This is a genomic window from Jutongia huaianensis (genome assembly GCF_014384985.1).
GTDB classification, from domain to species: Bacteria; Bacillota; Clostridia; order Lachnospirales; family Lachnospiraceae; genus Jutongia; species Jutongia huaianensis.
This window is the reverse complement of the sequence record NZ_JACRSX010000004.1, coordinates 57,122-82,959: the sequence shown is the minus strand read 5'-3', so window position 1 is coordinate 82,959 and position 25,838 is coordinate 57,122. Positions and strand designations below refer to the sequence as shown.

At 44.0% G+C, this 25,838-nt stretch carries 25 protein-coding genes and 1 pseudogene; 24 read left to right on the top strand and 2 right to left on the bottom strand.

Annotated elements, in window-relative coordinates; all coding sequences use genetic code 11:
* Nucleotides 1–33: 33 nt before the first annotated feature.
* From H8704_RS05195 to H8704_RS05185, 3 genes are all read left to right on the top strand, one after another.
* Nucleotides 34–471 carry a hypothetical protein gene (locus H8704_RS05195; RefSeq protein ID WP_249297580.1) on the top strand — a complete coding sequence of 146 codons (438 nt, stop codon included), beginning with the start codon at nucleotides 34–36 and terminating at the stop codon, nucleotides 469–471.
* Between the two features lies 1 nt (nucleotide 472).
* A complete protein-coding gene (locus tag H8704_RS05190) occupies nucleotides 473–3,088 on the top strand; it encodes a KGGVGR-motif variant AAA ATPase (protein ID WP_249297579.1) in 2,616 nt (871 codons plus the stop codon).
* A 76-nt stretch (nucleotides 3,089–3,164) separates the two neighbouring features.
* A complete protein-coding gene (locus H8704_RS05185) occupies nucleotides 3,165–4,958 on the top strand; it encodes a S8 family peptidase (protein WP_249297578.1) in 1,794 nt (597 codons plus the stop codon).
* A gap of 2 nt (nucleotides 4,959–4,960) precedes the next feature.
* On the opposite strand, the gene hemB is transcribed toward H8704_RS05185, so the two are convergent.
* Both hemB and H8704_RS05175 read right to left on the bottom strand, forming a co-directional pair.
* Complete coding sequence (gene hemB, locus H8704_RS05180; protein WP_249297577.1) at nucleotides 4,961–5,941, bottom strand: porphobilinogen synthase; 981 nt, start codon at nucleotides 5,939–5,941, stop codon at nucleotides 4,961–4,963.
* Between the two features lie 75 nt (nucleotides 5,942–6,016).
* Nucleotides 6,017–6,382, bottom strand: coding sequence for a metal-dependent transcriptional regulator (locus H8704_RS05175; protein ID WP_022465381.1), 366 nt, complete (start codon nucleotides 6,380–6,382; stop codon nucleotides 6,017–6,019).
* Nucleotides 6,383–6,620: 238 nt separating this feature from the next.
* On the opposite strand from H8704_RS05175, the gene H8704_RS05170 reads away from it, so the two are divergent.
* The 21 genes and pseudogenes from H8704_RS05170 to H8704_RS05070 all read left to right on the top strand — a co-directional run bounded on the left by H8704_RS05170 (nucleotide 6,621) and on the right by H8704_RS05070 (nucleotide 25,554).
* Nucleotides 6,621–7,070: a transcriptional repressor gene (locus H8704_RS05170; protein ID WP_249297622.1), complete on the top strand. Its 450-nt coding sequence runs from the start codon at nucleotides 6,621–6,623 to the stop codon at nucleotides 7,068–7,070.
* Between the two features lie 155 nt (nucleotides 7,071–7,225).
* A complete protein-coding gene (locus H8704_RS05165) occupies nucleotides 7,226–8,044 on the top strand; it encodes a TrmH family RNA methyltransferase (protein ID WP_249297576.1) in 819 nt (272 codons plus the stop codon).
* Between the two features lie 73 nt (nucleotides 8,045–8,117).
* The gene (locus H8704_RS05160) at nucleotides 8,118–8,633 is read left to right on the top strand and encodes an NfeD family protein (protein ID WP_249297575.1); all 516 of its coding nucleotides are present in this window, start codon (nucleotides 8,118–8,120) and stop codon (nucleotides 8,631–8,633) included.
* A gap of 75 nt (nucleotides 8,634–8,708) precedes the next feature.
* On the top strand, nucleotides 8,709–9,638 hold the full coding sequence (locus H8704_RS05155; RefSeq protein ID WP_249297574.1) for an SPFH domain-containing protein: 930 nt from the start codon (nucleotides 8,709–8,711) through the stop codon (nucleotides 9,636–9,638).
* Nucleotides 9,639–9,752: 114 nt separating this feature from the next.
* Nucleotides 9,753–10,751, top strand: coding sequence for an ornithine carbamoyltransferase (gene argF / locus H8704_RS05150; RefSeq protein ID WP_022465376.1), 999 nt, complete (start codon nucleotides 9,753–9,755; stop codon nucleotides 10,749–10,751).
* Between the two features lie 15 nt (nucleotides 10,752–10,766).
* On the top strand, nucleotides 10,767–11,768 hold the full coding sequence (locus H8704_RS05145; RefSeq protein WP_249297573.1) for a biotin--[acetyl-CoA-carboxylase] ligase: 1,002 nt from the start codon (nucleotides 10,767–10,769) through the stop codon (nucleotides 11,766–11,768).
* Nucleotides 11,769–11,845: 77 nt separating this feature from the next.
* Complete coding sequence (locus tag H8704_RS05140) at nucleotides 11,846–12,181, top strand: DUF6145 family protein (protein WP_118676412.1); 336 nt, start codon at nucleotides 11,846–11,848, stop codon at nucleotides 12,179–12,181.
* Between the two features lie 76 nt (nucleotides 12,182–12,257).
* Nucleotides 12,258–13,031, top strand: coding sequence for a type III pantothenate kinase (locus tag H8704_RS05135; protein WP_118676364.1), 774 nt, complete (start codon nucleotides 12,258–12,260; stop codon nucleotides 13,029–13,031).
* Between the two features lie 65 nt (nucleotides 13,032–13,096).
* Nucleotides 13,097–14,071: a tRNA dihydrouridine synthase DusB gene (gene dusB / locus H8704_RS05130; protein ID WP_249297572.1), complete on the top strand. Its 975-nt coding sequence runs from the start codon at nucleotides 13,097–13,099 to the stop codon at nucleotides 14,069–14,071.
* Nucleotides 14,072–14,277: 206 nt separating this feature from the next.
* Entirely contained in the window at nucleotides 14,278–15,585 is a 1,308-nt protein-coding gene (locus tag H8704_RS05125) for an O-acetylhomoserine aminocarboxypropyltransferase/cysteine synthase family protein (RefSeq protein ID WP_022465371.1), read from the top strand.
* A 256-nt stretch (nucleotides 15,586–15,841) separates the two neighbouring features.
* A complete protein-coding gene (locus tag H8704_RS05120; protein WP_249297571.1) occupies nucleotides 15,842–16,294 on the top strand; it encodes an MATE family efflux transporter in 453 nt (150 codons plus the stop codon).
* 44 nt (nucleotides 16,295–16,338) lie between these two features.
* Complete coding sequence (locus H8704_RS05115) at nucleotides 16,339–16,797, top strand: SseB family protein (protein WP_249297570.1); 459 nt, start codon at nucleotides 16,339–16,341, stop codon at nucleotides 16,795–16,797.
* Nucleotides 16,798–17,090: 293 nt separating this feature from the next.
* Nucleotides 17,091–17,303: a FeoA family protein gene (locus H8704_RS05110; RefSeq protein WP_249297569.1), complete on the top strand. Its 213-nt coding sequence runs from the start codon at nucleotides 17,091–17,093 to the stop codon at nucleotides 17,301–17,303.
* A gap of 49 nt (nucleotides 17,304–17,352) precedes the next feature.
* Nucleotides 17,353–19,344: a ferrous iron transporter B gene (gene feoB, locus H8704_RS05105; protein ID WP_249297568.1), complete on the top strand. Its 1,992-nt coding sequence runs from the start codon at nucleotides 17,353–17,355 to the stop codon at nucleotides 19,342–19,344.
* A gap of 23 nt (nucleotides 19,345–19,367) precedes the next feature.
* On the top strand, nucleotides 19,368–19,544 hold the full coding sequence (locus tag H8704_RS14365) for a FeoB-associated Cys-rich membrane protein (protein ID WP_334299398.1): 177 nt from the start codon (nucleotides 19,368–19,370) through the stop codon (nucleotides 19,542–19,544).
* A gap of 25 nt (nucleotides 19,545–19,569) precedes the next feature.
* Nucleotides 19,570–19,935: a heavy-metal-associated domain-containing protein gene (locus H8704_RS05095; RefSeq protein WP_022465366.1), complete on the top strand. Its 366-nt coding sequence runs from the start codon at nucleotides 19,570–19,572 to the stop codon at nucleotides 19,933–19,935.
* A 134-nt stretch (nucleotides 19,936–20,069) separates the two neighbouring features.
* Nucleotides 20,070–21,527, top strand: coding sequence for a sodium-dependent transporter (locus tag H8704_RS05090; RefSeq protein WP_408611190.1), 1,458 nt, complete (start codon nucleotides 20,070–20,072; stop codon nucleotides 21,525–21,527).
* Between the two features lie 126 nt (nucleotides 21,528–21,653).
* Nucleotides 21,654–22,403: a helix-turn-helix domain-containing protein gene (locus H8704_RS05085; protein ID WP_249297567.1), complete on the top strand. Its 750-nt coding sequence runs from the start codon at nucleotides 21,654–21,656 to the stop codon at nucleotides 22,401–22,403.
* A 119-nt stretch (nucleotides 22,404–22,522) separates the two neighbouring features.
* A pseudogene (locus tag H8704_RS14225) lies at nucleotides 22,523–22,681 on the top strand (ATP-binding cassette domain-containing protein); the annotation flags it as partial.
* A 135-nt stretch (nucleotides 22,682–22,816) separates the two neighbouring features.
* Nucleotides 22,817–23,011, top strand: coding sequence for an aldehyde dehydrogenase family protein (locus H8704_RS05075; protein ID WP_022465362.1), 195 nt, complete (start codon nucleotides 22,817–22,819; stop codon nucleotides 23,009–23,011).
* A gap of 155 nt (nucleotides 23,012–23,166) precedes the next feature.
* Complete coding sequence (locus H8704_RS05070) at nucleotides 23,167–25,554, top strand: phosphoketolase family protein (RefSeq protein WP_249297566.1); 2,388 nt, start codon at nucleotides 23,167–23,169, stop codon at nucleotides 25,552–25,554.
* The last annotated feature ends 284 nt before the right edge of the window (nucleotides 25,555–25,838 follow it).

Here is a 25,838-nt window from a genome sequence, read left to right as displayed (position 1 = left end):
CAGTTTGTCTATATACCAGGGAAGGATGAGATAATGGGGAAAAGGGTTACAGCAGATAGAAGGGACTATAAAAATGGATATAAAAAACAATATAAAACATATCAATTACTAAAGCAAAACAATGATAGCAGATTGTGCCGGTGCTTGTTGTTGAATTATTCCGTGGAATGCGGGTTGAAATTTTTATTACTAGATAAATTTAGAATAGTTAATCCACAAAAGACGTCGATGGATGAGGAAATTGAAGGTGTGTTATATAGTCACGATTTGCGTAAACTCTTAAAAAAATTGGGACAAACTAAGTTTAAATTCCCGATTTTTGAAACGAAACATGGAGACCAAATTGATGCAGAAAATTTTCATCAGTTATGCCGGTATGCTGTTGAATTGGATGACAAAAATTATTTTAAGAGTCAACAGTTTGAATTAGAATTGTCAAAGATTGCAGATTGGCTAGAGGAGGAAATATAATATGGATTTGCTGTATACTTGGAAAGATGTAGAAAGAAAAATGAAGAGATATCTTTGTGATGAAGATACATCAAGTATTGTGAATATAGACGTATATACAGAAGAAATTGTTATTACGGTAGACGAGCTGCAAAATAAAGAAAAAGCGTATTTAGAACTTAAAAATGTTTTTGGAAAAAACTATAATGAAAGTCAAAGGACAATTGTATTAGACAAATTTAATACAGAAATACATGTTATTGTTAATGTGGATGAGTATGCAAAAAAACAGGTTAAGGTAACACCGCTGTTTAGCAATGTAGTGTATAATAAAAAGTCATATGAAGATGATATTTTAAACAATCAAGATTTGAAAGACTGCCCGGTTATTGCGTTTCATTCGTATAAAGGTGGAGTGGGAAGAACACTGTCGTTATTAGCTTTTGCAAAAGCTTGGTCTGCAAATAACCCTAGTAAAAAATTATTGATTGTAGATTCAGATATTGAGGCTCCTGGAATAACGTGGTTAATGCGTGATATGAATACAGAGTGTGATGCTTTTTGTTATTTTGATTTGTTAGAATTAATTCAAAGCGATGAAATTAAAGAAAAAAATGTTTTCGATAATGTAATTGATCTTATTCGCGAATCCGTCATGGAAATAGACACAGGTAAAGTGAGAGTACGACATATGGTGCTTCCGACGTACCGTTATGAAGCACAATTGTTAGATGTATATTCTGAACCTCAAAGTATTGCAAAAAGTTATAAAAGAAAATATGTATTAGCAGAAAAATTATCAGAAATTGGACAAAAAGCAGGTGCATCTGCTGTGCTAGTAGATTTGCGCGCTGGTATTAGTGAAACATCCGCCCCTCTGATTTTTGATCCCCGTGTAAAAAAGTATATTGTTACATCAACTTCGTTTCAATCTGTGCAAGGAACAAAAATGTTGTTGCGTCAGATTTGTAAAGGCTTACCTATAGCAGAAAATAGTATTGTACCGGAAATTTTATTGACAATGATTCCTGATGGATTGGATACTACCCAAATAAAGAGCAGTTTGTTAGAGGAGTATGATGTTGCTGAAAATAACATTTCCTATACGGATTCGATAATTACAGAGTTGCCGTTCGCAAGCGAATTGATTCATTTGTCATCGTTTCAACAAATTATGAAGAAATTGGAAGAAAGACAGATGTATAAAAATATTAACGATTTTGTAATGAATCGGTATGGCACAACGATGACAACGGACAAAGGTATAAAAAATAGAGAAGCTGTTGTCAAAAAAATAAATCAGTTGGCAGAAAAACAGGTTGTTGCAGAAGGAAATGGTCAGGTTGCAGCTTTGCTGACACAGCCGATCAGCAATTTGATTAGAAAGTATACAGATGTAGTTCCACAGGCAGTTATATTGGGAGCAAAGGGCTCTGGAAAAACCTTTTTATACAAAAAATTGATATGTGAAAAGACCTGGCAAAGATTTATTGGTAATTTTGGAACAGTACGAAATATGCCGGAAACATATATTTTACCGTTAATGTCACCTAAAAATATAGCAGAAATAAGGGAAAGCATAATAGAAACAGTTACTGAAAATTTTGAAAAATTAAAGGGGATTATAGGGCAGGACACTTTATATTGGTATAATAATATATCAGAAATTAAGAGACTTGTTCAAGAGAAAAGAGATAAAGTAGATTGGGTAGCTTTTTGGCTTGAAAGTATAAAAAATGTATTTCATGACGGAAAATCATTAGAGGAAATTGATGATGAACTGCAAAATGCAAATCAACGTGTGTTATTTTTAGTCGATGGACTAGAGGAAATTTTGCAAAATACTTTTGATAATGAAAATGAGAGATATGCCATACAGGGGTTAATTCAGGATGTTATTACAGATTTACAAATAAAGTATAAAAATATAGGATTACTTGTTTTTTTGAGAAATGATTTGGCGAATAATTCTATACGGACCAATTATGAACAATTTGAAAAACAATATCTGTCAATTGCGTTAAAATGGTCCCACGAAGAAGCATTAAGGCTTGCATTGTGGCTGGTTGTTAAAGCGGTTCCTGATTTTTGCCAATCGATTGATTTTGATCATATATCACAAGATGTTGTAGAAAAAGAATTAAATCGTCTTTGGGGAGTAAAACTCGGAAAAATAAATTCGAATGAAGCATATTCTTCACGTTGGATACTTGCTGCATTATCTGATTTTAATTCTCAGTTACAGGCGCGAGATATTATTCGTTTCCTACAATATGCAACAGAGAATGCAGGCAGAGAAGTTTACACAGATCGATATATTATGCCCGTTGAGATTAAAGAGGCAGTGCAGAGATGTTCGAAAGATAAAATTGAAGAAATAAAACAGGAAATGGCGGCGTTACAGCCGATTTTAAAAAAAATTGAGGATGCTCCGGACGAATTGAAAATTTTACCATTTCACTCGGATACATTTAATTGGGACAAAAAGCAGGAGAAGTTATTAAGTCAGGAGGGATTTTTAATTATTGATAATGGTAAATATTATTTACCGGAGATCATAAGGCATGCATTGAAATTTAAATATGCAAAAGGTGCAAGACCTAAAGTTTTGTCGTTATTACTAAAAAATAAGCAATAACTGATCGTTATATATGGTTATTATTGACTGTCATAATGAGTATAATGTTGTAATGATTTCTCTAAGGAACCCTGTTATGGAAAATGATGAAAAGCTGGATTCGGAATTTCGTTTTGCTCTGGATCTCCCGGAGCGGGAGAGGGAGCAGAGCAATACATTAAATACAGGATATGATGAGAGTACGGCGACCTGGCGGGTGATCGTGAGGTATTATGGAAATCTGTATGAGGTGGAACGCCGGCTGCCGGGAGTACAGGTGATTCCACTTTACCATCAATACGGGATCGTGCGTGTTCCGGAGGAACAGCTGGAGGCATTGGCGGCACTGCCACAGATACAATATATGGAAAAGCCTAAGGAGGTCTATTTTTCTCTGGATGCAGGGAGAGGGGCCTCCTGTATTAATTCTGTGCAGGGGAATTTAAGTGTGGATCAGGAGTACGAGGCAGGAGATTTAAGAAACGGTCTGACCGGCAGAGGAGTGATCGTTGGTGTGGCGGATTCCGGAATTGATCTGACTCATCCTGCTTTTCGCAATCCGGATGGTACGACACGCATTCTGGCATTATGGGATCAGGGTGGAATACCGGATCCATCTGTGGGGCTGGAAGCTCCGGAAAGATATCGTCAGGGAGTGGAGTGGACAAAGGAGCAGATTGATCAGGTTCTTTTGGGAGAAAGGGAAGATATTTCTCTTCCGCAAGATACAGGTTCCGGTCATGGTACTGCAGTAACGGGCGTGGCAGCGGGAAACGGTGCAGGGTCTGCAGGGTACCGGTATCGGGGAATTGCGATAGAAAGTCCCATTCTTTTTGTAAAGCTAAGTACCGGCGGAGAAGGTTTTTCAAGAACCACGGAGTTGATGGAGGCATTGGATTATATGGTACGGAAGGCGGAATCATTTGGAATGCCGGTTTCCCTGAATGTCAGTTATGGTAATAACAATGGTGCTCATGATGGCGGCAGCTTGTTTGAGGGATATATTTCTCAACTGGCAGGTGTATGGAAAAGTGTAATATCTGTTGCGGCGGGAAATGAAGGGGATGCCAGACATCATGCCAGAGTGCGGTTAGAAAATGAACCCCGGCAGATCCGGTTTGTGATCGGAGCGGGGGAGAAAAATTTAAGTCTGCAGATGTGGAAGCAATATACGGATGATTTTACGGTGTTTTTAGAAGCTCCCGACGGAACAAGGATATTGATCGAAGAGACAAGGGAAGTAAGGCGATATGAACTGCAGAGAACATGGATTTATGTGTATTACGGGGAACCGACGCCAGCGCAGATCTGGCAGGAGATTTATATGGAGTGGCTGCCCACGGAGGGACAGGAAGGAGTTCTGCCGGAGGGGGTATGGAGTTTGTGGCTGATCCCGGAGAAGATTACGGGAGGTGTGGTAGAGCTGTGGCTTCCCACCACGGAGTTGGTTGGTCTTTCCACAGGATTTCTGGAGCCGGAGCCGGATACGACCATGACGATACCGGCTACAGCTGATGGTATTGTGGTGGTGGGAGCATATCAGGTGTCAAATGATGTGGTTGCCTCGTTTTCCGGACGGGGAAATACAGCGGATGGAAGGATGGCACCAACCCTTGTGGCACCGGGGGTAGAAGTGGTTACGGCTGCGCCGGGGGAACGATATACAGCCCGGACCGGAACTTCAATTGCAACGCCCTTTGCGGCCGGTTCAGCGGCATTAATGATGGAATGGGGGATTGTGCAGGGCAATGATCCATATCTATATGGAGAGAAGATAAGGGCATATTTGATGAAAGGGGCAAGAAAGCTGCCGGGGCAGGAGAGTGTACCGGATAAAAAAGCAGGCTGGGGAGCACTTTGTCTCGCAGCCAGCCTGCCAAAGTTATTATAGTTTTATAATAGTCCCTGTTTAATAAAACCAGCCAGTTCCTCTGCAAAATAGGTGATATAGATATCAGCTCCGGCACGTTTTGCAGCAATCGCTGTTTCGCAGATAATGGCATCCTCATCGATCAGACCGAGACTTGCCGCTCCCTTGATCATAGCATATTCACCACTGACGCTGTAGGTAGCCATCGGGACATTTGTCCGGTCCTTGATCTCACGGATCAGATCACCATAGATCATAGCAGGTTTTACCATAATAATGTCTGCACCCTCGTTAATATCGGCGAGTGCCTCTTTTACAGCTTCCCGGCGGTTATGGTAATCCATCTGATAGGTGCGTCGGTTGCCAAACTGTGGTGCCGAGTCTGCGGCATCCCGGAAAGGTCCGTAGTAAGCAGAAGCAAACTTTACAGCGTAGGACATGATCGGTGTGTTTAAGTGGCCCTGGGAATCAAGACATTGGCGGATCGCTGCGATACGGCCGTCCATCATATCAGAAGGGGCCACCATATCGGCTCCGGCTTCCACCTGGGAGAGGGCGATCTTTGCCAGGTATTTCAGAGTAGCGTCATTGTCTACGTCATGGTTATGAATGATACCGCAGTGACCGTGGGAGGTGTATTCACACATGCAGACATCACCGATCAGGTACATTTCCGGATAGTTCTTCTTTGCTTCCCGGAAGGCGCGCTGGATGATGCCGTTTTCATCGTATGCCTGGCTGCCCACTTCGTCCTTGTGGTCCGGAATGCCAAATAGCATGATCTTATTGACTCCGGCCCTCAGAAGCTGTTCCAGTTTTTCTCCCATACGGTCTGCTGTGTAGCGGTTCTGGCCATACATAGATGGGATTTCTTCAACTTTGTTCTGACCGTCCATTACGAACATTGGGTATACCAGATCGGAGATATCCATATGTGTTTCCTGTACCATTTTGCGGAGACGTTCATCTGTGCGAAGTCTCCGGCCTCTCATAAATTCTGTCATTGTAATTATGCCTCTTTTCTATATCGTAATAAATTAAAGGAAAAATTTCCCGATATATTGAGAAAGCATGCTTTCCTATGAAGGGAAAACATGCTTTTTTAATGCTTCAAAGCTTTCTTTACTGATAACGTGTTCCATACGGCATGCATCCTCTGTGGCAATCTCCTCCGGAACTCCGAGCCTGATAAGCCAGCTTGAGATGAGCTGATGTCTTTCATAGATCATTTCCGCGATTTCGCGGCCTGAGTCTGTCAAATATATGTATCCGGCATCTGTTACAGTAATGTGCTGCTTCTGACGAAGATTTTTCATTGCAATGCTGACGCTTGACTTTTTGAAACCGAGCTCCGTCGCAACATCAACAGATCGAACCACCGGCAGTCGTTTGCTGAGGATCAGGATCGTTTCCAGATAATTCTCAGCAGATTCGGTATTTGCCATAAATATTTTCCTCCATACCATTTAGTCCGTCCGAAACTCCGAACGTCATTTCATATAAAATAAGTATAACACTTTTAAAATCAGAACACAAGAAAAGAAAATGAAAAAAGTTCTTGACATCTAATAAATGTTAGCATATACTAACTACTGTAAGTGATAGATAAGTCATTCTCATTTACAAGATTAAAGAGGCGGTATACTCGAAAGAGTGATTCCCATTGGGGAGGTTTTTCTAATGATGCAGAAGGATTTGATCATTCAAAAATTGAGAGAACAGGGATGCCGTATTACGAAACAGCGTCTGATGATCCTGGATATCATTTTGCAGGAGGATTGTTCTTGCTGTAAGGAGATTTATTACAAGGCATCAAAGCTGGATCATAAGATCGGTTCTGCGACAGTGTATCGCATGATCAATACATTAGAAGAGATCGGAGCGATCAGCAGGAAGAATATGTATAAGGTTTCCTGTTCTATGGATTGTGCAGCGGACTGTGGTCATGCCTGTACGATTGAGTTAGAGGATGGTTCCAAGCTGCAGTTTTCGGAGCAAAAGATGAGCCAGATCATTCAGTCTGGTTTAGCTGCCTGCGGATATGCAGTGGAACACAGTGTAAAAGGCTTTACCAAAGGGTCGGTATGTCACCATGATGAGCTGACGCTGAAGGAAAGTGCAGGTCTTTTATAAGATTTTGCCGATGAACATGCTTACAAGAACATATAACATATGCCAAGGGGCAGAGAAATTATTTGATTTCTCTGCCCCCTCCTTTTATAATATGATGCAAGGGTCAAAGTACCTTTTATTTCTAAATATATGTATATATCATAATGGAGGCAATAATGATTACCAGTGAAAATAATGCGAAATTAAAAGAAATGATAAAACTGCAGAAAAATGCCAGACACCGCAAAAAGGAAGGAGTATTTGTGGCGGAGGGAATCAAGCTTGTGCAGGAAGCCGCCAAATACGGAAAACTCCGGCAGGTACTGATCCGGCAAAGCCTGTGGATCACAAAATGGCAGGAGAAGCCGGAAAATGAGATCGCAGCGGAATTTTCAGGAAACGAAAGGCATGTGGGGGTGGATGTGGTGCCGGATGATCTGTTTGATCAGGTGGCAGATACGGTAACACCACAGGGAATCCTTGGAATGGTAGATATGCCGGTCTATTCTTTGGAGGAGATTCTTAACAGCCGGTCAAGATTATATCTGATGCTGGATGATCTGAGAGATCCGGGGAATCTGGGAACGATGATCCGTACTTCGGAGGCTGCGGGAGTGGCAGGTGTGATCATGAGTAAGGGAACCGTGGATCTTTTTAATCCCAAGGTGGTCCGTGCGACGATGGGAGCGATTTTCCGTGTTCCATTTATATATGTAGACAGTCTGCCGGAAACGATACTGCAGATGAGAAAAAAAGAAATTTCTGTTTACGGAACGATTCTGGAGGAGAGCAGGGTTTATGATGATCCGGATTATACAAAGCCGTCTGCTGTCGTTGTGGGAAATGAGGCGAATGGAATCAGCCGGGAGGTGCAGAAATGTCTCAGCGGAAGAATTCACATTCCAATGGAAGGCAGTGTGGAGTCGTTAAATGCGGCTGTTGCCGCTGCGGTAGTGCTTTATGAGGCATCAAGACAGAGAAGAAAAACGGACTAGAGTATATTGCTATTTCAGTGGAAATATGCTATATTCATACAAATAAGTAGTATACACCAAAGGAGGTGTTTCCATGAGCGGTTTGTCGGGAATTTTTACATTCCGGCTGCAATCTTTGCTACAGTCGCTTTTTCGGACAGATGAGAATTATATTTTTTTCTGGTTGATCGCATTAGTGGCATTTTTGATCATTGAGATCATTACATTGGGCTTGACGACCATTTGGTTTGCAGCAGGAGCGCTGATCAGTTTTATTGCAGCATGGCTGGGACAGCCATTGGGAGTACAGCTTGTCTTGTTTTTTGTTGTTTCGTTTATATTATTGATCTTTACCAGACCGGTTGTTCAGAAACGTTTGAACGGTTCGAGGGTAAGGACAAATGTCAACAGCATGATCGGCAAAGAGGGAAAGGTGACCGAGTTGATCGATAATTTCAACGAGACGGGATGCATCATTGTTGACGGGATGGAATGGACTGCCAGAGCGGCAGATGAAGGAAAAAGGATCCAGGCTGGCCGGAAGGTAGTGATACAGGAGATACGGGGAGTGAAAGCAATCGTAAATCCTGTGTCGGACGATATAGAGTAGACCGCATTGCGAAAAATCTATATATCGTATTCCGAACAGATTAATCAGCACATTTATAAAGGAAAGGAATCAAAAATGGAATTAGCAATTATTATTTTACTTGTCATTGTAGCAGTTGTTGCCGTATCCTGCATTCATATTGTACCGCAGGCAAAGGCGTATGTTGTAGAGCGTCTGGGAGGTTATCAGAACACATGGGATGTGGGACTTCATTTCAAAGTGCCGTTTATTGACCGTATCGCCAGAAAGGTAAGTTTGAAGGAGCAGGTTCTGGACTTTCCGCCACAGCCGGTAATCACAAAGGATAACGTAACCATGAGAATTGATACGCTGATCTTTTTCCAGATCACCGATCCGAAGCTTTACACATATGGTGTTGAGAATCCGATCATGGCGATTGAGAATCTGACAGCGACCACACTTCGTAATATTATCGGTGAGCTCGATCTCGATGAGACACTGACATCCCGTGAGATCATCAATACCAAGATGAGATCCTCTCTGGATACTGCGACAGATCCGTGGGGTATCAAGGTAAATCGTGTAGAGCTTAAGAACATTATTCCTCCACAGCCGATTCAGGAGGCAATGGAGAAGCAGATGAAGGCAGAGCGTGAGAAGCGTGAGGCCATCCTGATCGCACAGGGTGAGAAGCAGTCTGCTATCACCGTAGCAGAGGGACATAAAGAGTCTGCAATTCTGGAGGCAGAGGCAGAGAAGCAGGCAGCAATCCTGCATGCGGAGGCACAGAAGGAGGCAACGATCCGTGAGGCTGAGGGTCAGGCACAGGCAATTCTGGCGGTGCAAAAGGCGAACGCCGATGGTATCCGCATGCTGAATGAGGCTTGTGCATCGAAGGAAGTTATCGAGCTCAAGAGCTTGGAGGCATTTGCGAAAGCAGCAGATGGAAAGGCGACAAAGATCATTATTCCATCAGAGATACAGGGACTTGCAGGAATGGTTAGTTCCGTGACAGAAATTGCAAAATCTTCCGGAGATAAATAATTATATTTTATTTGAAGAGATTAATTTCCTGCACAGCTCCTGCTGGCAGGAAATTTTCCGTTTATTATGAATTGATTCGTAAGGATAAATAACAGAGAAAGGCAGGAAACGATAATGAACTTAGTAGGTAAGAACTTTTTGACATTAAAGGATTTCTCCCCGGAGGAGATTACATATCTGCTGGAGTTGTCTGCAGAGTTAAAGGACAAAAAGAAAAAGGGAATCCCGGTCAATAATTATGTGGGAAAAAATATTGCCCTGATCTTTGAAAAGACAAGTACCAGAACAAGATGCTCCTTTGAGGTGGCTGCCCACGATATGGGCATGGGGGTGACATATCTTGATCCTCAGGGGTCACAGATTGGCAAGAAGGAAAGTATTAAGGATACTGCTCGTGTGCTTGGCAGAATGTTTGATGGTATTGAATATCGCGGCTTTGAGCAGAGCATTGTGGAGGAGCTTGCTAAATATGCCGGAGTACCGGTATGGAACGGTCTGACCAATGAGTATCATCCGACACAGATGCTGGCAGATCTTCTGACCATTCAGGAGCACCTTGGCAGATTAAAGGGTGTGAAGCTGGTTTATATGGGAGATGCCCGTTACAATATGGGAAATTCCCTGATGATCGCCTGCGCTAAGATGGGCATGCACTTTGTGGCATGTACCACAAAGGATTATTTCCCAAATGAGGAGTTGGTGGCACTGTGTCGTGAGTATGCGAAGGAGTCCGGTGGTTCTGTGACATTGACAGAGGATGTAGAGAGCGGCACGAAGGGCGCAGATGTGCTTTATACGGATGTATGGGTTTCCATGGGTGAACCGGAGGAGGTATGGGCAGAGCGTATCAAAGCCCTTTCTCCATATCAGATCAATAAAAAGGTAATGGAAAATGCAGGACCACAGGCAATCTTTATGCATTGCCTTCCGGCATTTCATGATCTGGAAACAGGGATTGGCAGACAGGTTTATGAGAAATTTGGTATGAGTGAGCTAGAGGTGACAGACGAGGTGTTTGAGTCAGAGGCGTCTGTAGTCTTTGACGAGGCAGAGAACCGTATGCATACCATCAAGGCGGTTATGACGGCAACATTAGAGCCAACGAGAAAATAATAATGGAGTGATTTTTTGAAAAAGGAAATACTTCAAATGCTTCGGGGGGCAGGAGAGGATTATATCTCCGGTCAGGTTTTGTGCGAAAAACTGGGCGTTTCGAGGCAGGCGATTTGGAAAAATATAACACAGCTGAAAGAGGCAGGCTATCAGATTGAGTCCCAGCCCAAAAAGGGATATCGTCTGGTGGAGTCAGCAGATAAGCTGGTAGGAGCGGATATTGAGAGCCGTTTGAAAGCTGATTGTCTGTGCCGCAAGGTAGAATGCCTGGAGCAGGTGGACTCGACAAATACCAGAGCAAAGCAGCTTGCGGAGCTTGGGGAGCCGGAGGGAACTCTGGTGGTTGCTGAGGAGCAGACGGCAGGCAAGGGCCGTAGAGGCCGGGGGTGGGCTTCAGAGCCTGGCATCGGGATATGGATGAGTTTGATCCTCAGACCAAGGCTGAAGCCGCAGCAGGCAGCAAGTGTGACGCTGGTGGCAGCTATGGCGGTGGCAAAGGGAATTCGGGAGTGCTGTGAGTTGGAGACCGGGATCAAATGGCCCAATGACGTAGTCATCCATGGCAAAAAGGTTTGTGGTATTCTGACGGAGACAAGTTCGGAGCCGGATTATATTCACTATGCGGTACCCGGGATCGGGATCAATGCCAATACGAAAAGCTTTCCGGAGGAGCTTGCTGACCGGGCAACCTCTATTTATCTGGAAACCGGACGGAAGACAGACCGGAATGCGTTGATCGCAGCGGTGATGAATGCTTTTACAGATTATTACAGAAAATATCTGGAGACAGGAGACTTATCTCTGCTGTTGGAGGAATATGACCAGATGCTGGTCAATAAGGACCAGGAGGTTCTGGTGCTTTATGGCATGGCGGAGGAAGCAGATCCGGAGAAGATGCAGAAGGGAATTGCCAGAGGAATTACTTCTTCCGGGGCATTGTTAGTAGATACGGATGAGGGCATGAAGGAGATTGTATCCGGAGAGGTGTCTGTACGAGGCGTTTACGGATACGTTTAAAATAATAAAAGAAGGAAGAGACAATGGACGATTTATTTGATGATGATATTCTGCAGCCGGCACCGGAAGTAGACGGGATGGTGATACTCAGTGTAGCGAATGCCTACAAAAAGCAGTATTATCTCAATCCGAAATTTGCAAAGCTGCCGGAAACGATTCAGGAGGAACTGCAGATCATGTGCGTGCTGTATACAGCGGACGTGGGAGGCATTCTGACCCTTCGCTTTGATGAGGAGGGAAACCTGTTGTTCCACGTTACCTCGGAGGAGGACGATTACTTCTTTGATGAGATCGGCAGTGTATTAAAGATCAAGGAGATCCAGAGGGAGAAGCAGGAACTTTTGGAAGCATTGGAGCTGTACTACAAGGCATTCTTTTTAAAAGAAGATATCAGTGGTCTATTAAGCGAATAGTGTGAGTAGTACCGGGTGAGATTTACAACACGATACAGATGATAGGTCATTGCATAAAAATACAGGAGGAAAGGCAATGTTATTAGCGGTAGATGTAGGTAATACAAATATAACCTTTGGCGTATTTGATGGAGATGAAATGGTAACACGTTTTCATTTTTCAGTGCGGATATCAAGAACATCTGATGAATACGGCAGCATGATCTGTGATATTTTGGAGAGAAAGGGGTTTTCGGCAGATTCCATTGATCAGGTGATTGTGGCTTCTGTTGTGCCAAAGATCATGTATTCATTTAACAGTGGTATCATCAAATACCTGGGATGCCATCCGATCATTGTGGGAGCCGGGATCAAGACCGGAATACGGATAGAAACAGCTAATCCAAAAGAAGTTGGACCGGACCGGATTGTGGATGCAGTTGCGGCACATACTTTATATGGAGGACCGATCATTGTAGCAGATTATGGTACAGCTACAACATATGACCTGGTGACCCGGGACGGAGCTTTTTTGGGAGGAGTGATCAGTCCGGGTGTGAAGATTTCAGCCAATGCTCTTTGGAACGATACGGCAAATCTGCCGGAAATCGAGATCAAGTGTCCGGAGCATGTGGTGGCAAAGGATACGATCACGGCAATGCAGGCGGGACTTTTCCTTGGAACCGTGGGACAGTCCCAGTATATTATCGATAAGATTAAAGAGGAATCAGGGCTTAAGGATATCAAGGTTGTTGCGACCGGTGGACTTGGAAAAATGATCTCAGATTATACGGAGGAAATTGATATCTATGACAGTAATCTGACTCTGAAGGGTCTGCAGATTATCTTTGATAAGCAGAAAAGGGCGTAAAAGATGGCGAATCGTATACCTGCAGCACAAAAGTGTGTGGGTGGAGAAAGGAATATAAGATTATTATGGAGGATCAGGGATTTCGAATTGGAGAGGTACAGATCCCCGGAAAGCTTGTATTAGGACCAATGGCAGGGGTAACAGACCTGCCATTTCGTCTGTTATGCAAGGAGCAGGGAGCCGATCTGGTTTATACGGAAATGATCAGTGCCAAGGGCATTTATTACAAGAATAAAAATACAGAGCTGCTCTGGATGACGGAGGAAAAGGAACGTCCACTGGCGTTGCAGTTGTTTGGTTCGGAGCCGGAGTTGATGGCAGAGATGGCAGCACAGATTGAGCACAGGGATTTTGATATTCTTGATATTAATATGGGATGCCCGGTGCCCAAGGTGGTCAATAACGGAGAGGGATCGGCCCTGATGAAGGATCCTGTTCTTGCAGGCGAGATCGTGAAGGCCATTAGCAGACGGATCCGGAAGCCAGTCACGGTGAAGTTCCGAAAAGGGTTTGGCGCGGAGGATTGTAATGCGGTAGAGTTTGCAAAGCGTATGGAGGACTGTGGTGCATCAGCGATTGCAGTTCATGGACGCACAAGGGAACAGTATTATGGTGGAAAGGCAGACTGGGACATTATCCGTCAGGTCAAGGAAGCCGTGGATATTCCGGTGATCGCCAGCGGAGATATCTTTACGCCGGGGGATGCGGCGGCTTGTCTGAAGCAGACCGGCTGTGATGGCCTGATGCTTGCCAGGGGTGTTCGTGGCAATCCATGGCTGTTTCATCAGATCCGCCATTATCTGGCAACAGGAGAGGAAGAGGAGAAGCCGTCTCATGAGGAGATGGTGGTAATGATCCTTCGCCATGCGCGGATGCTCATTGAATGTAAGGGTGAGCTTATGGCAATGCGGGAGATGCGGAAACATGTTGCTTGGTATACGGCGGGATATCCGGGATCAGCGTCTCTTCGCCGGCGCGTCAATGAGATAGAGAAATACGAAGATCTGGAACGTCTTATGAAGGAAGCATCAAAGCGTTGATTTTACAGGGGTTTGACAAATCTATGTTCGGAAAAAGTGTGCGCTGAGAACGATTTCAAAGAAAATTTGAAAAAATATCCATATTCCTATTGACAAAGTAGGAATATGGATGTATGATAGGTACATCTTAAAAATCATAGTAAACCGATAGGAAAACAAACATAGCTTATCGAGGGAAAAAGAACATAGAAAGTGAGGATTATCGTATGAGCAAAAAGACATATTCAGAGAGAGAATTAAAATTTGAAACAAAGCAGCTTCATGTAGGACAGGAGCAGGCGGATCCGGTGACAGATGCAAGAGCAGTACCGATTTATCTGACATCTTCTTATGTATTCCATAACAGCCAGCATGCAGCAGATCGTTTCGGTCTCAGAGATGCTGGTAACATTTACGGAAGATTAACAAACCCGACCGAGGATACCTTCGAGCAGAGAATTGCCGCTCTTGAGGGCGGTGTGGCAGCTTTGGCAGTAGGTAGTGGTGCAGCAGCACTTACGTATGCATTCCAGGCAGTAGCACATAAAGGAGATCATATTGTAGCAGCTAAGAATATTTACGGTGGAACCTATAATCTTCTGGCACATACTCTTCCGGATTACGGCATTGAGACAACCTTCGTAGATCCATTTGATTATGAAGGAATTGAGGCAGCCATCAAGGAGAACACCACAGCGATCGAGATTGAGACTCTGGGTAATCCAAATTCTGAGGTGGTTGATATTGAGCGCATTGCAAATATTGCACATTCCCATAATATTCCATTGATCGTAGATAATACATTTGCAACCCCTTATCTGGTACGTCCGATCGAGTATGGTGCGGATATCGTGATCCATTCTGCAACAAAGTTCATCGGTGGCCACGGTACAACTATCGGTGGTGTGATCGTAGACAGCGGTAACTTTGACTGGACCTCCAGCGACAAGTATCCATGGCTGGTAGAGCCAAACGTATCTTACCATGGTGTAAGCTTTGCAAAGGACTGCGCACCGGCAGCATTTGTCACATACATTCGTGCCATCCTTCTTCGTGATATGGGTGCAACACTTTCTCCTGTTCATGCATTTATCTTCCTGCAGGGTCTTGAGACATTATCTCTTCGTGTAGAGCGTCACGTTGAGAATGCTCTGAAGGTAGTACAGTTCCTGAAGGATCAGCCACTGGTTGAAAAGGTAAATCATCCATCGGTATCAGAGGATCCGGAGCAGCAGAAGCTTTACAAGAAGTATTTTCCTAATGGCGGCGGTTCTATCTTTACCTTTGAGATCAAGGGTGATGCAAAGAAGGCACAGGATTTCATCGATCAGCTGGAGCTGTTCTCTCTGCTTGCCAACGTAGCAGATGTGAAGTCCCTGGCAATCCATCCTGCATCTACCACACATTCAGAGTGCAACGAGGCAGAGCTTCTGGATCAGGGTATTAAGCCAAATACCATCCGTCTTTCTATCGGTACAGAGCACATCGATGATATCATCGAGGATCTTGCCGAGGCATTTAAGGCAGTCCGGTAATTCAAAGAACATGTGTAAAATTCTCCTATATAAATAAAATGGGTAGATCCCAATAAAAATCCGGCTGGGGCAATTTATGGCTCCGGCCGGATTTTTGTTGTTATAATAGCGCTGGCCGACCGCTATCTCTTTTTTGTCCTGAAAAGTATATAATGCTATTGTCTCCGGATTAAGATTATGTTATGCTTGAAAAACGCCTCAAATGATAGTGGTGTGCATAAACACGGAAGAATGATTTTGAAGGAGATAATCAGATATGAGAGAACGCTCTGTATATAAAAAGGCATTGACACTGGCAGTACCGATGATGATCCAGAACGGTATTACCAATGCGGTGAGTCTTGTGGATAATCTGATGGTGGGAAGTCTTGGCAGGGTGTTTCCATCATTGTACGATACCACAGAGGAGGTACGCCACTTAGGACAGTGGTTTATTATTATCACAGCAGTATTCTTTCCGATACAGGGAGTTTTGAATGTTTTTTATTTTACCCTTCGTTCCGGTGGAAAGACAGTGATCACCTTTTTGTTTGACAGCGTGTTTACCTGGGTGGTATCCGTCAGTCTTGCGTTTGCATTGTGCAGTTATACGGCACTTCCGGTGCTGGCGGTATACGCACTGGTGCAGTCTGCGGATCTGGTCAAGGTGGTGGCTGGACATATTCTGGTGAAAAAAGGTGTCTGGATCACCAATCTTGTGGTAAACTAATAAATGTAATAACTTAAAAAAGGAGATTAAACAACGAGGAAAATATGACCGATCAGAAAAATCAAGGGAATCAAAGAAATCAGAGAAATCAGGAGACAGATCCGGGACTTCAGGAAAATGAGCGGATCGAGGCTGCCATTGCAGGCTTGCAGCAGGAGGCTTCTCCGGAGCGTCTGGCGCACACCCTGACAGTAATACGTCAGAGAATGCGGGAAGGTGGTCAGTTCATCATTGCGGTGGAACCGCCGAAAGGGGATGACCAGCTTCGGATTCAGGCAGTCCGGACGGAGAATGGACAGAGCTGGTGGACCGTATTTTCAAGCTTTGAGGAGGAGCTAAAGGGCAGTGACAGTGTAAAGTCAACTTTTCTGACAGATATAGGGCAGTTATTTACCCAGGCAGTACAGACAGAGGAAATACAGGGGATTATATTAAATCCGTGGAACCGGACATTGATGTTAGACAAAGCTCTGATTCAGGTGATACTGGGACAGAAGAAATAGTACAGCCGTATTAGAAAACCGGCAATTCAGATGGAATATTACTTATAAATATATAGTTCCATCCGGATTGCCGGTTTTTCCCTTTTTTACTGCTATATGTGGTGCCAGTGAGAACTTTTATTGAGAATCTTTCTAAAACTTATTGACAAAGAGGGCATTTTGTATTAGATTATTTGGTGGTTAGAGATTTCTAACTAAAGAGAGTACAGACTGATACACAATAGATACTACTAATTTGAGGTAGCGGAGAATAAGCATAGTTATATATTACAAAGTAAAGAGAGGATTTATTTATGAGTCTTGATGAAGCAGTTTTGGGAACAGAGTACATGATCAAGGATATTTCAACCAGTGATGAGGAAATGAAATCATTCTTATTTTCACTGGGATGCTACAGTGGTGAGCCGATCACGGTTGTATCGCGCAAAAAGAACAACTGCGTTGTGTCGATTAAGGACGGACGCTACAACATTGATATTGATCTAGCGAAAGCTATTTTAATATAATCATACAATTAAAAACTATAACACATAGTTTGATTAAGGAGGTTTCTTTATGAGAATTGCGTTAACCGGTAATCCCAATAGTGGTAAGACCACTATGTACAACGCATTAACGGGAAGAAATGAAAAAATCGGTAACTGGGCTGGTGTTACCGTAGATAAGAAAGAGTATCCGGTCAAGAAAGATCACTACAATGGTTCTAAGGAGCTGATCGCAGTCGATCTTCCGGGTGCATATTCTATGTCACCATTTACTTCTGAGGAGAGTATTACAAGTGGTTATGTAAAAAATGAGCATCCGGATGTGATCGTCAATATCGTAGATGCAACAAACTTAAGCCGTAGCTTATTCTTTACAACACAGCTTCTGGAGTTGGGAGTTCCGGTTGTTGTTGCATTGAATAAGAGTGATATCAATGAGAAAAAGGGCAATAAGATTGATGAGAAGACATTGTCTGAGAAGCTTGGCTGTCCTGTGATCAAGACGACATCTACAACAGACACTGGTCTGAAGGAAGTGATCCAGACGGCTGCTGATCTGGAAGGAGCCGGACAGAAAGCACCATATGTACAGGGTGACATTAATCTTCATGATAAGAAGGAAGTAGAAGCTGCTGACCGCAAGCGTTTCGAGTTTGTAAATGCAATCGTAAAGCAGGTTGAGAATCGTAAGGTTCTTACAAAAGAGAAGAATGTCGGAGATAAGATCGATGCAGTTTTGACAAATCCGGTATCCGGACTTATCATTTTTGCAGCAATTATGTTTCTGGTATTCTACATATCACAGTCAACACTTGGTACATGGCTGGCAGATATCCTTGTAGGATGGATCGAGACATTCCAGAACTGGGTTGGCGGACTTCTTGAGAATGCAAACCCGTTCTTGTATGCGTTACTCGTTGATGGTATCATTGGTGGTGTAGGTGCCGTAGTTGGTTTCCTTCCACTCGTAATGGTTATGTACTTCCTGATCGCTCTTCTTGAGGATTGTGGATACATGGCTCGTGCAACTGTCGTTCTTGACCCGATCTTTAAGAGAGTAGGTCTTTCCGGTAAATCCGTTATCCCAATGATCATCGGTACCGGCTGTGGTATCCCGGCTATCATGGCATGCCGTACCATTCGTAACGAGAGAGAGCGTAGAACCACAGCGATGTTAGCAACCTTTATGCCTTGTGGTGCTAAGCTTCCTGTTATTGCACTGTTTACCGGTGCATTCTTCCCGCATTCTAAATGGGTAGGACCTTTAATGTATTTTGTGGGAATTCTTTTGATCCTCTTAGGAGCTCTTCTGGTAAAGGCGGTTACCGGTATGAAGTACAGAAAGTCATTCTTCATTATCGAGCTTCCGGAGTATAAAGTACCTAGTCTTAAAATTGGATGTTTATCTATGTTAAACCGTGGTAAAGCTTATATTAAGAAAGCCGGTACTGTAATCCTTGTATGTAATACTGTTGTTCAGATCATGCAGTCCTTCAACTGGAAGCTGCAGGTTGTTGCAGAGGGTGCAGAGAGTACTTCTATCCTTGCAAGCATTGCCGGACCGTTCGCAACACTTCTTATCCCTGTTGTCGGTATCGCAGCATGGCAGCTTGCAGCAGCATCCATCACAGGATTTATCGCTAAGGAGAACGTAGTAGGTACACTTGCAACCGTTTATGCACTGACCAATTTTATCGATACAGATGAGCTTGCACTGGTAGGTAGTGGTAACAAGGTAGCAATGGCTATGGGTATCACAAAGGTAGCAGCTCTTGCATACCTGATGTTCAACCTTTATACACCACCTTGTTTCGCAGCACTTGGTGCGATGAACTCTGAGATGCAGAGTGGTAAGTGGCTGTTTGCAGGTATCTGTCTCCAGCTGGCAACCGGATTTACCGTTGGTTTCCTGGTATACCAGATTGGTACACTGATCACAACAGGTGCTCTTGGAGCAGGATTTGTTGGCGGTCTGATCGCAGTATGTATTTTTGCAGCAGTTATCGTATATCTGATCCAGAGGGCGAACAGAGCCATTGATACGGAGTATCAGCTGGATTAATGATCAGAAAGGGATGATGAGTTATGTCAGGTATGCTTGCTAACATTATTTTAATTGTACTCTTGGTTGTGATCGTGGGTTCTGCGGTCTGGTACATTCACAAAGAGAAGAAAAGAGGCGTACATTGTATTGGATGCCCATCAGCAGGATCCTGTACACGCTCATGTATGTCCAACAAAAAGAAATCTGTAAAAAAATAATGCAAAGATTAAAGGGGATGATGTCATGAATGCACAAACACTTTTAATCGTTGTCATTCTGATCATAGTACTGATTCCGGCAATCACCAGTACCTGGAAGCATATGAAAGGGGAAGGAGATTGCTGTGGCGGTCCGAAGGAAAAACCGGTGAAAAAGAAAATCGACGGACCGAAGCTGCGGGAGATTACTGTGCATATCGAAGGAATGCATTGCCAGAACTGTAAAAACAGGATTGAGAAGCATCTGGATGAACTGGACGGAGTCGTGGCAAAGGTTAATCTGAACAAAAAGACAGCGGTCGTATCCATTTACCAAGTGATGGATGATTCCGTAATACGGGATGTGATCGAAGGTCTGGATTTTACTGTAGTCAGTATGGAGTCAAAGTAAATACCGGGATTTTATTGTAATGAGCGGAAGGCGTTGAAATCGGGCAGAAGACGATCTGTGAATGGATTGTCTTCTGCCCTGTTTTATGATAAAAAATGTTTGTAATGGATATTCGTTGATTCTCTTTTGGGGATATGGTACAATGGGTTTTATCAGTTTTTAACGGAAATAATGTAAAAGGAGCAGAAAAATTGAAAAAGAAAAGTAGTTTTAGTGGCCAGATCGGATTTGTTCTGGCAGCAGCAGGAAGTGCTGTAGGTGTAGGAAATCTGTGGCGTTTCCCTTATCTGGTAGCAAGAGACGGTGGTGGATTATTTCTGATCATTTACCTGGTGCTTGTGCTTACCTTCGGTTTTACCTTGTTGACAACGGATATTTCCATTGGACGTAAGACGGGACAGAGTGCCATTAGGGCATATGAGAGCATGCGTCCCGGTTGGAAAAAGCTGGGATTTCTGACCTTTATGGTACCGGTGCTTATCATGACATATTATGCGGTCATCGGTGGCTGGATCCTGAAGTATTTTATCGTATTTCTCACCGGAGCCAGTGGGGATGCAGCGAAGGATTCTTATTTTACAAGCTTTATTACGAATACCTCTTCGGTATGGTTTGGGTTGATCTTTATGCTGGTAACGGCTTTGATCGTTTACAATGGCGTAGAGGGCGGTATTGAGCGCTGCAGTAAGTTTATTATGCCGGTGCTGCTTATTATGGTAGTGTGTATTGCAATATTCTCTCTGACATTAAAATCAAAGGGAGCAGATGGAGTAGTACGGACAGGTCTGGATGGCTTGAAGGTATATATTATACCCGATGTGTCGGGCCTGACGGTTTCAAGATTTCTACAGGTCACACTGGATGCGATGAGTCAGCTGTTCTTTTCTCTGAGTGTGTCGATGGGCATTATGATCACTTATGGCTCCTATGTAAAGAAGGATGTGGATCTGAACAAGTCTGTTGCCCAGATTGAGGTTGTGGACACGGTTGTTGCATTTCTGGCAGGTGTTATGATCATACCGGCAATCTATGTATTTTCCGGTATGGATGGTATGTCTGCAGGACCAAGCCTGATGTTTGTGGCACTTCCTAAGACGTTTTATGCCATGGGGACTGCCGGAAGAGTGATCGGTCTGGTATTTTTCCTGCTGGCAGCATTTGCGGCACTGACCTCATGTATTTCCGTGCTGGAGTCGATTACTGCAAATTGTATGGAGATCTTTCATACAGGGCGGAAGAAAACGACACTGGTGTTAGGTGTGATCTATCTGGCGGCAACCGCTGTGATCGCTTTGGGCTACAGTCTCTTTTATCTGGAGATTCCGCTTCCAAACGGAACCACAGGACAGCTTTTAGATATTATGGATTATATCAGTAACAGCTTCCTGATGCCGTTTATTACGATCTTCTCTACGATCCTGGTTGGATGGCTTGTGAAGCCACAGTGGATTATTGAGGAGATGGAGCATCCCAATGGTAAATTCTCCAGAAAGCAGCTTTATATTGTGATGATCAAATTTGTTATGCCGGTGATCATGGTGATCCTGTTCCTGCAGTCTACAGGACTTCTGGACAGAATTCTTAGTAAATAACACTTGACAAGTACCTTGTTTGTGTTATACTTCATACATAATTACATAGTTTAAATTAAGTACGCAAAGATGTGTTCGCTTCTTTGCGTACTTTTTATTTTCTGAATTTTTGGGAGGTGGCAGCCAATGAAAAATTTTGAAACAAATGACTGGCTTGTACTCAACAGTATTATTTATAAGATCTATACGACAAATGATTTTGACGAGATGCGCAGACAGTTTCTGGAACAGATCAAGACGGTGATTGACTTTGACAGTGCTGATTTTTATCTTGCATCGGCAAAGGAGATAGAGCGGTTGGAACGGCCGGTTTATTTTAATTGTGATGAGGATCTGTCGGATATTTATGAAAGTATTGATTACAGCAGGGGGATTATGTTCAGCGGCCGCAGCATGGTTTACCGGGAGACAGATATTATATCGGATGAAAAAAGAGTCAATACGGAGTATTACAGGAGGGTTTACCAGCCAAATAACTGGCATTATGCCATGCAGATGATTTTTGGCAGGAATAAGTCCTTCTTAGGTGTAGTGACATTATACCGCACCATCGGCAAGGAGGACTTTACCTACGAAGATGTTTTTCTGATGGACATGCTCAAGGATCATATGGCGTACCGGCTTTATCAGGAAAGGACTCATCAGATGACAGCACAGGAGAAGCTGACTATGACGGAGGCGGTCAGAAAGTATAACCTGACGAAGCGGGAGCAGACGATCCTGGGGCTTTTGCTGCAGGGGATGGAGAATGCGCAGATCTGTGACCAGTTATCTATCACGGTGAATACTCTGAAGAAGCACATTTTAAATATTTACCGCAAATTAGGTATCCGCAACAGGGTACAAATGTTTAAATTAGTGAAGGAACAGGAGTAGATGATTACCTGAAAGAAGTAGAAAAATGGGGAAAATATGGCATTGAAGTGTTGGTTTTATTGTAGTATATTATTCGCAAGCAAAGGGGCTGTTCGAATTTCGAATGGCCTCTTTTTGATATTAAGGACGTCAATAAAATATATGGAACGAATCATGTGGTGAAGGATCTCAACCTGCAGGTGGAGGAAGGAGAGTTTTTAACACTTCTCGGTTCCTCCGGATGTGGAAAGACGACAACCCTTCCAATGATCGCGGGTTTTGAGGAGCCGACGACAGGTTCCATACGAGTGGAGGGGGAAGGTACTTCTTCTGGATGAGCCGTTAGGTGCGCTGGATTTAAAGCTTCGTAAGCAGATGCAGCTAGAGTTAAAGCGGCTGCAGTATTTACCTCAGATATTACCAGAGCCCACCGTGTGATCAATGAGATCCGTGCCGGAATCACATGGATCAACTGCTACAATCCAACCTTCAATGAGGCACCTTGGGGCGGCTATAAGATGAGTGGTATCGGCAGGGAGCTTGGTGTCCATGGCATGGAGGAGTATCAGGAGGTAAAGCAGATCAATATCAATCTGACACCGGGAATCGTCGGATGGTATGAGCATTAAGGATAACAAATGAGAAAACTTTAGCAAATATGCCATAAAAAGGCGTTTCAAAGCGTGAAAGTTCTACGTTTTGAGATGCCTTTTTTCCTTGTAATCACAGGCGAAATATGGTAAACTAGCGGACGGAAAAAACAAATGATTTAGGGAGGTAACAAATGTCAGAAAATACTTGTCTTGAGAAACAGCCATTATCTCAGGAGATGCTGGACAAGATCGATGCATATTGGCGTGCTGCCAATTATCTGTCTGCCGGACAGCTTTATCTGCTGGATAATCCGCTGATGAAAGAGCCATTAACCATGGATCATATTAAAAAGAAAATCGTAGGTCACTGGGGAACCGTCCCGGGACAGAATTTCGTATATGTACACTGTAACCGTGTTATCAAGCGTTACGATCTCGATATGATCCTTTTATCCGGTCCGGGACATGGCGGAAACTTTATGATCGCCAACACATATCTGGAGGGATCTTACAGTGAGATCTATCCAAATATCAGCCAGGACGAAGAGGGTATGAAGAAGATGTTCAAGCAGTTCTCATTCCCTTGTGGTGTGCCTAGCCACTGTGCACCGGAGACACCGGGTTCCATCAACGAGGGTGGTGAGCTTGGTTATTCCATCGCACATGCATTTGGTGCTGTATTTGATAACCCGGATCTCATCGCCACAGTAATCGTTGGTGATGGTGAGGCTGAGACAGGTCCTCTGGCTACCTCTTGGCAGTCCAATAAATTCCTGAATCCGATCACAGACGGTGCTGTTCTGCCTGTTCTGAACCTGAACGGATACAAGATCAGTAACCCGACAATCTTCTCCCGTATCTCTCATGAGGAGATCGAGAGCTACTTCGTAGGCTGCGGCTGGGAGCCGATCTTTGTTGAGGGTGATGATCCAATGACAATGCATAAGCTTATGGCTGAGGCTATGGATCAGGCTGTTGAGAAGATCAAGGCGATCCAGGAGAATGCACGTAAGAACAATGATCCGGAGCGTCCAAAGTGGCCAATGATCGTTCTTCGTACACCAAAGGGATGGACGGGTCCTAAGGTTGTAGACGGACAGCAGATCGAGGGATCTTTCCGTGCACATCAGGTACCGATCACAATGGAGAAGCCGGAAGAGCATCTGTCACTTCTGAAGTCATGGCTTGAGAGCTATCGTCCGGAGGAGCTTTTCGATGAGAAGGGTACTCTGATCCCTGAGCTGGCTGAGCTGGCACCAAAGGGAGATGCAAGAATGGGAGCAAACCCACATGCAAACGGTGGTCTTCTGATGAAGGATTTAAGACTTCCGGACTTCCGTGAGTATGGCATTGAGGTAGATCCGGGTAAGACAAAGGCTCAGGATATGATCGAGCTTGGTGGATATATCCGCGATATCTTCGTATTAAATAAAGAAAATCAGAACTTCCGTATCTTCGGACCGGATGAGAGTATGTCAAACCGTCTGTACAAGGTATTTGAGGCAGAGAACAGAGACTGGAATGCAGAGCTTCTTGACTCTGATGACTGTCTGGCAAGAAACGGACGTATTATGGATGGTATGCTCAGCGAGCATATGTGTGAGGGATGGCTGGAAGGTTATCTGCTGACAGGACGCCACGGCTTCTTTGCAAGCTATGAGGCATTTATCCGTGTCGTAGATTCCATGGCTGCACAGCACGCAAAATGGCTGAAGGTCTGCAATCAGCTTACATGGAGACGCCCGATCGCTTCTCTGAACTTCATCCTGACATCCAATGTATGGCAGCAGGATCATAACGGATTTACACATCAGGATCCGGGATTCCTTGATCATATTGCCAACAAGAAAGCAGACGTTGTTCGTATGTATCTGCCACCGGATACCAACTGTCTGTTATCCTGCTTCGATCACTGCGTAAAGAGTAAGAATTATGTCAATGCGATCGTTGCATCAAAGCATCCAAGTTATCAGTGGCTCAATATGGAGCAGGCGGTAAAGCATTGTACCCAGGGTGTTGGTATCTGGGAGTGGGCTAGTAACGATGAGGGTCAGGAGCCGGATCTCGTTATGGCATGCTGCGGTGATACACCGACACTGGAGACAATGGCTGCCGTTACCATCCTTCGTGATGAGCTTCCGGAGCTGAAGATCCGCGTGGTAAACGTAGTCGATCTGTTCAAGCTGGAGTCTAATCATAAACATCCTCATGGACTGAGTGACAGCGAGTACAATGCAATCTTCACAACAGATAAGCCAGTGATCTTTGCATTCCATGGTTATCCAACACTGATTCACGAGCTGACCTATCGCCGTGACAACCAGAACGTATCTGTTCATGGTTATCAGGAGGAAGGTACCATTACAACTCCATTTGATATGAGAGTTCAGAACGAGATTGACCGTTTCAATCTCGTAAAGGATGCGATCATGCATCTGCCACAGCTTGCAAACCGTGGTTCTTACCTGATCCAGAAGATGAATGACAAGCTTGTAGAGCACAAGCAGTACATCGCTGAGTACGGTCAGGATCTGGAAGAGGTTCGTGACTGGGAGTGGCATACACCAGACAATAAATAATCGAATATAAATTTCGGTGATTTTTATAAATCGGTTTCATGCATTTGCATGGAGCCGGTTTTTTACTTTATAGGAACTGCTCGTTTCCTATAAAGTAAAAAACGCTCCGCGAGGATCGCACTGCGGCGGATAGGAAGATGTCGCTTTCCTGCGACCCGCCGCAGGCGGAGAGTTTCGCAAGCGAAACTCTGTCGGATTGTTAGGGCATTTTTCTATACAAAAAAAACGGGTGTCCCGGATTCGGGACACCCGTTTCTTTATACGTTGCAAAAACTATCGCATTT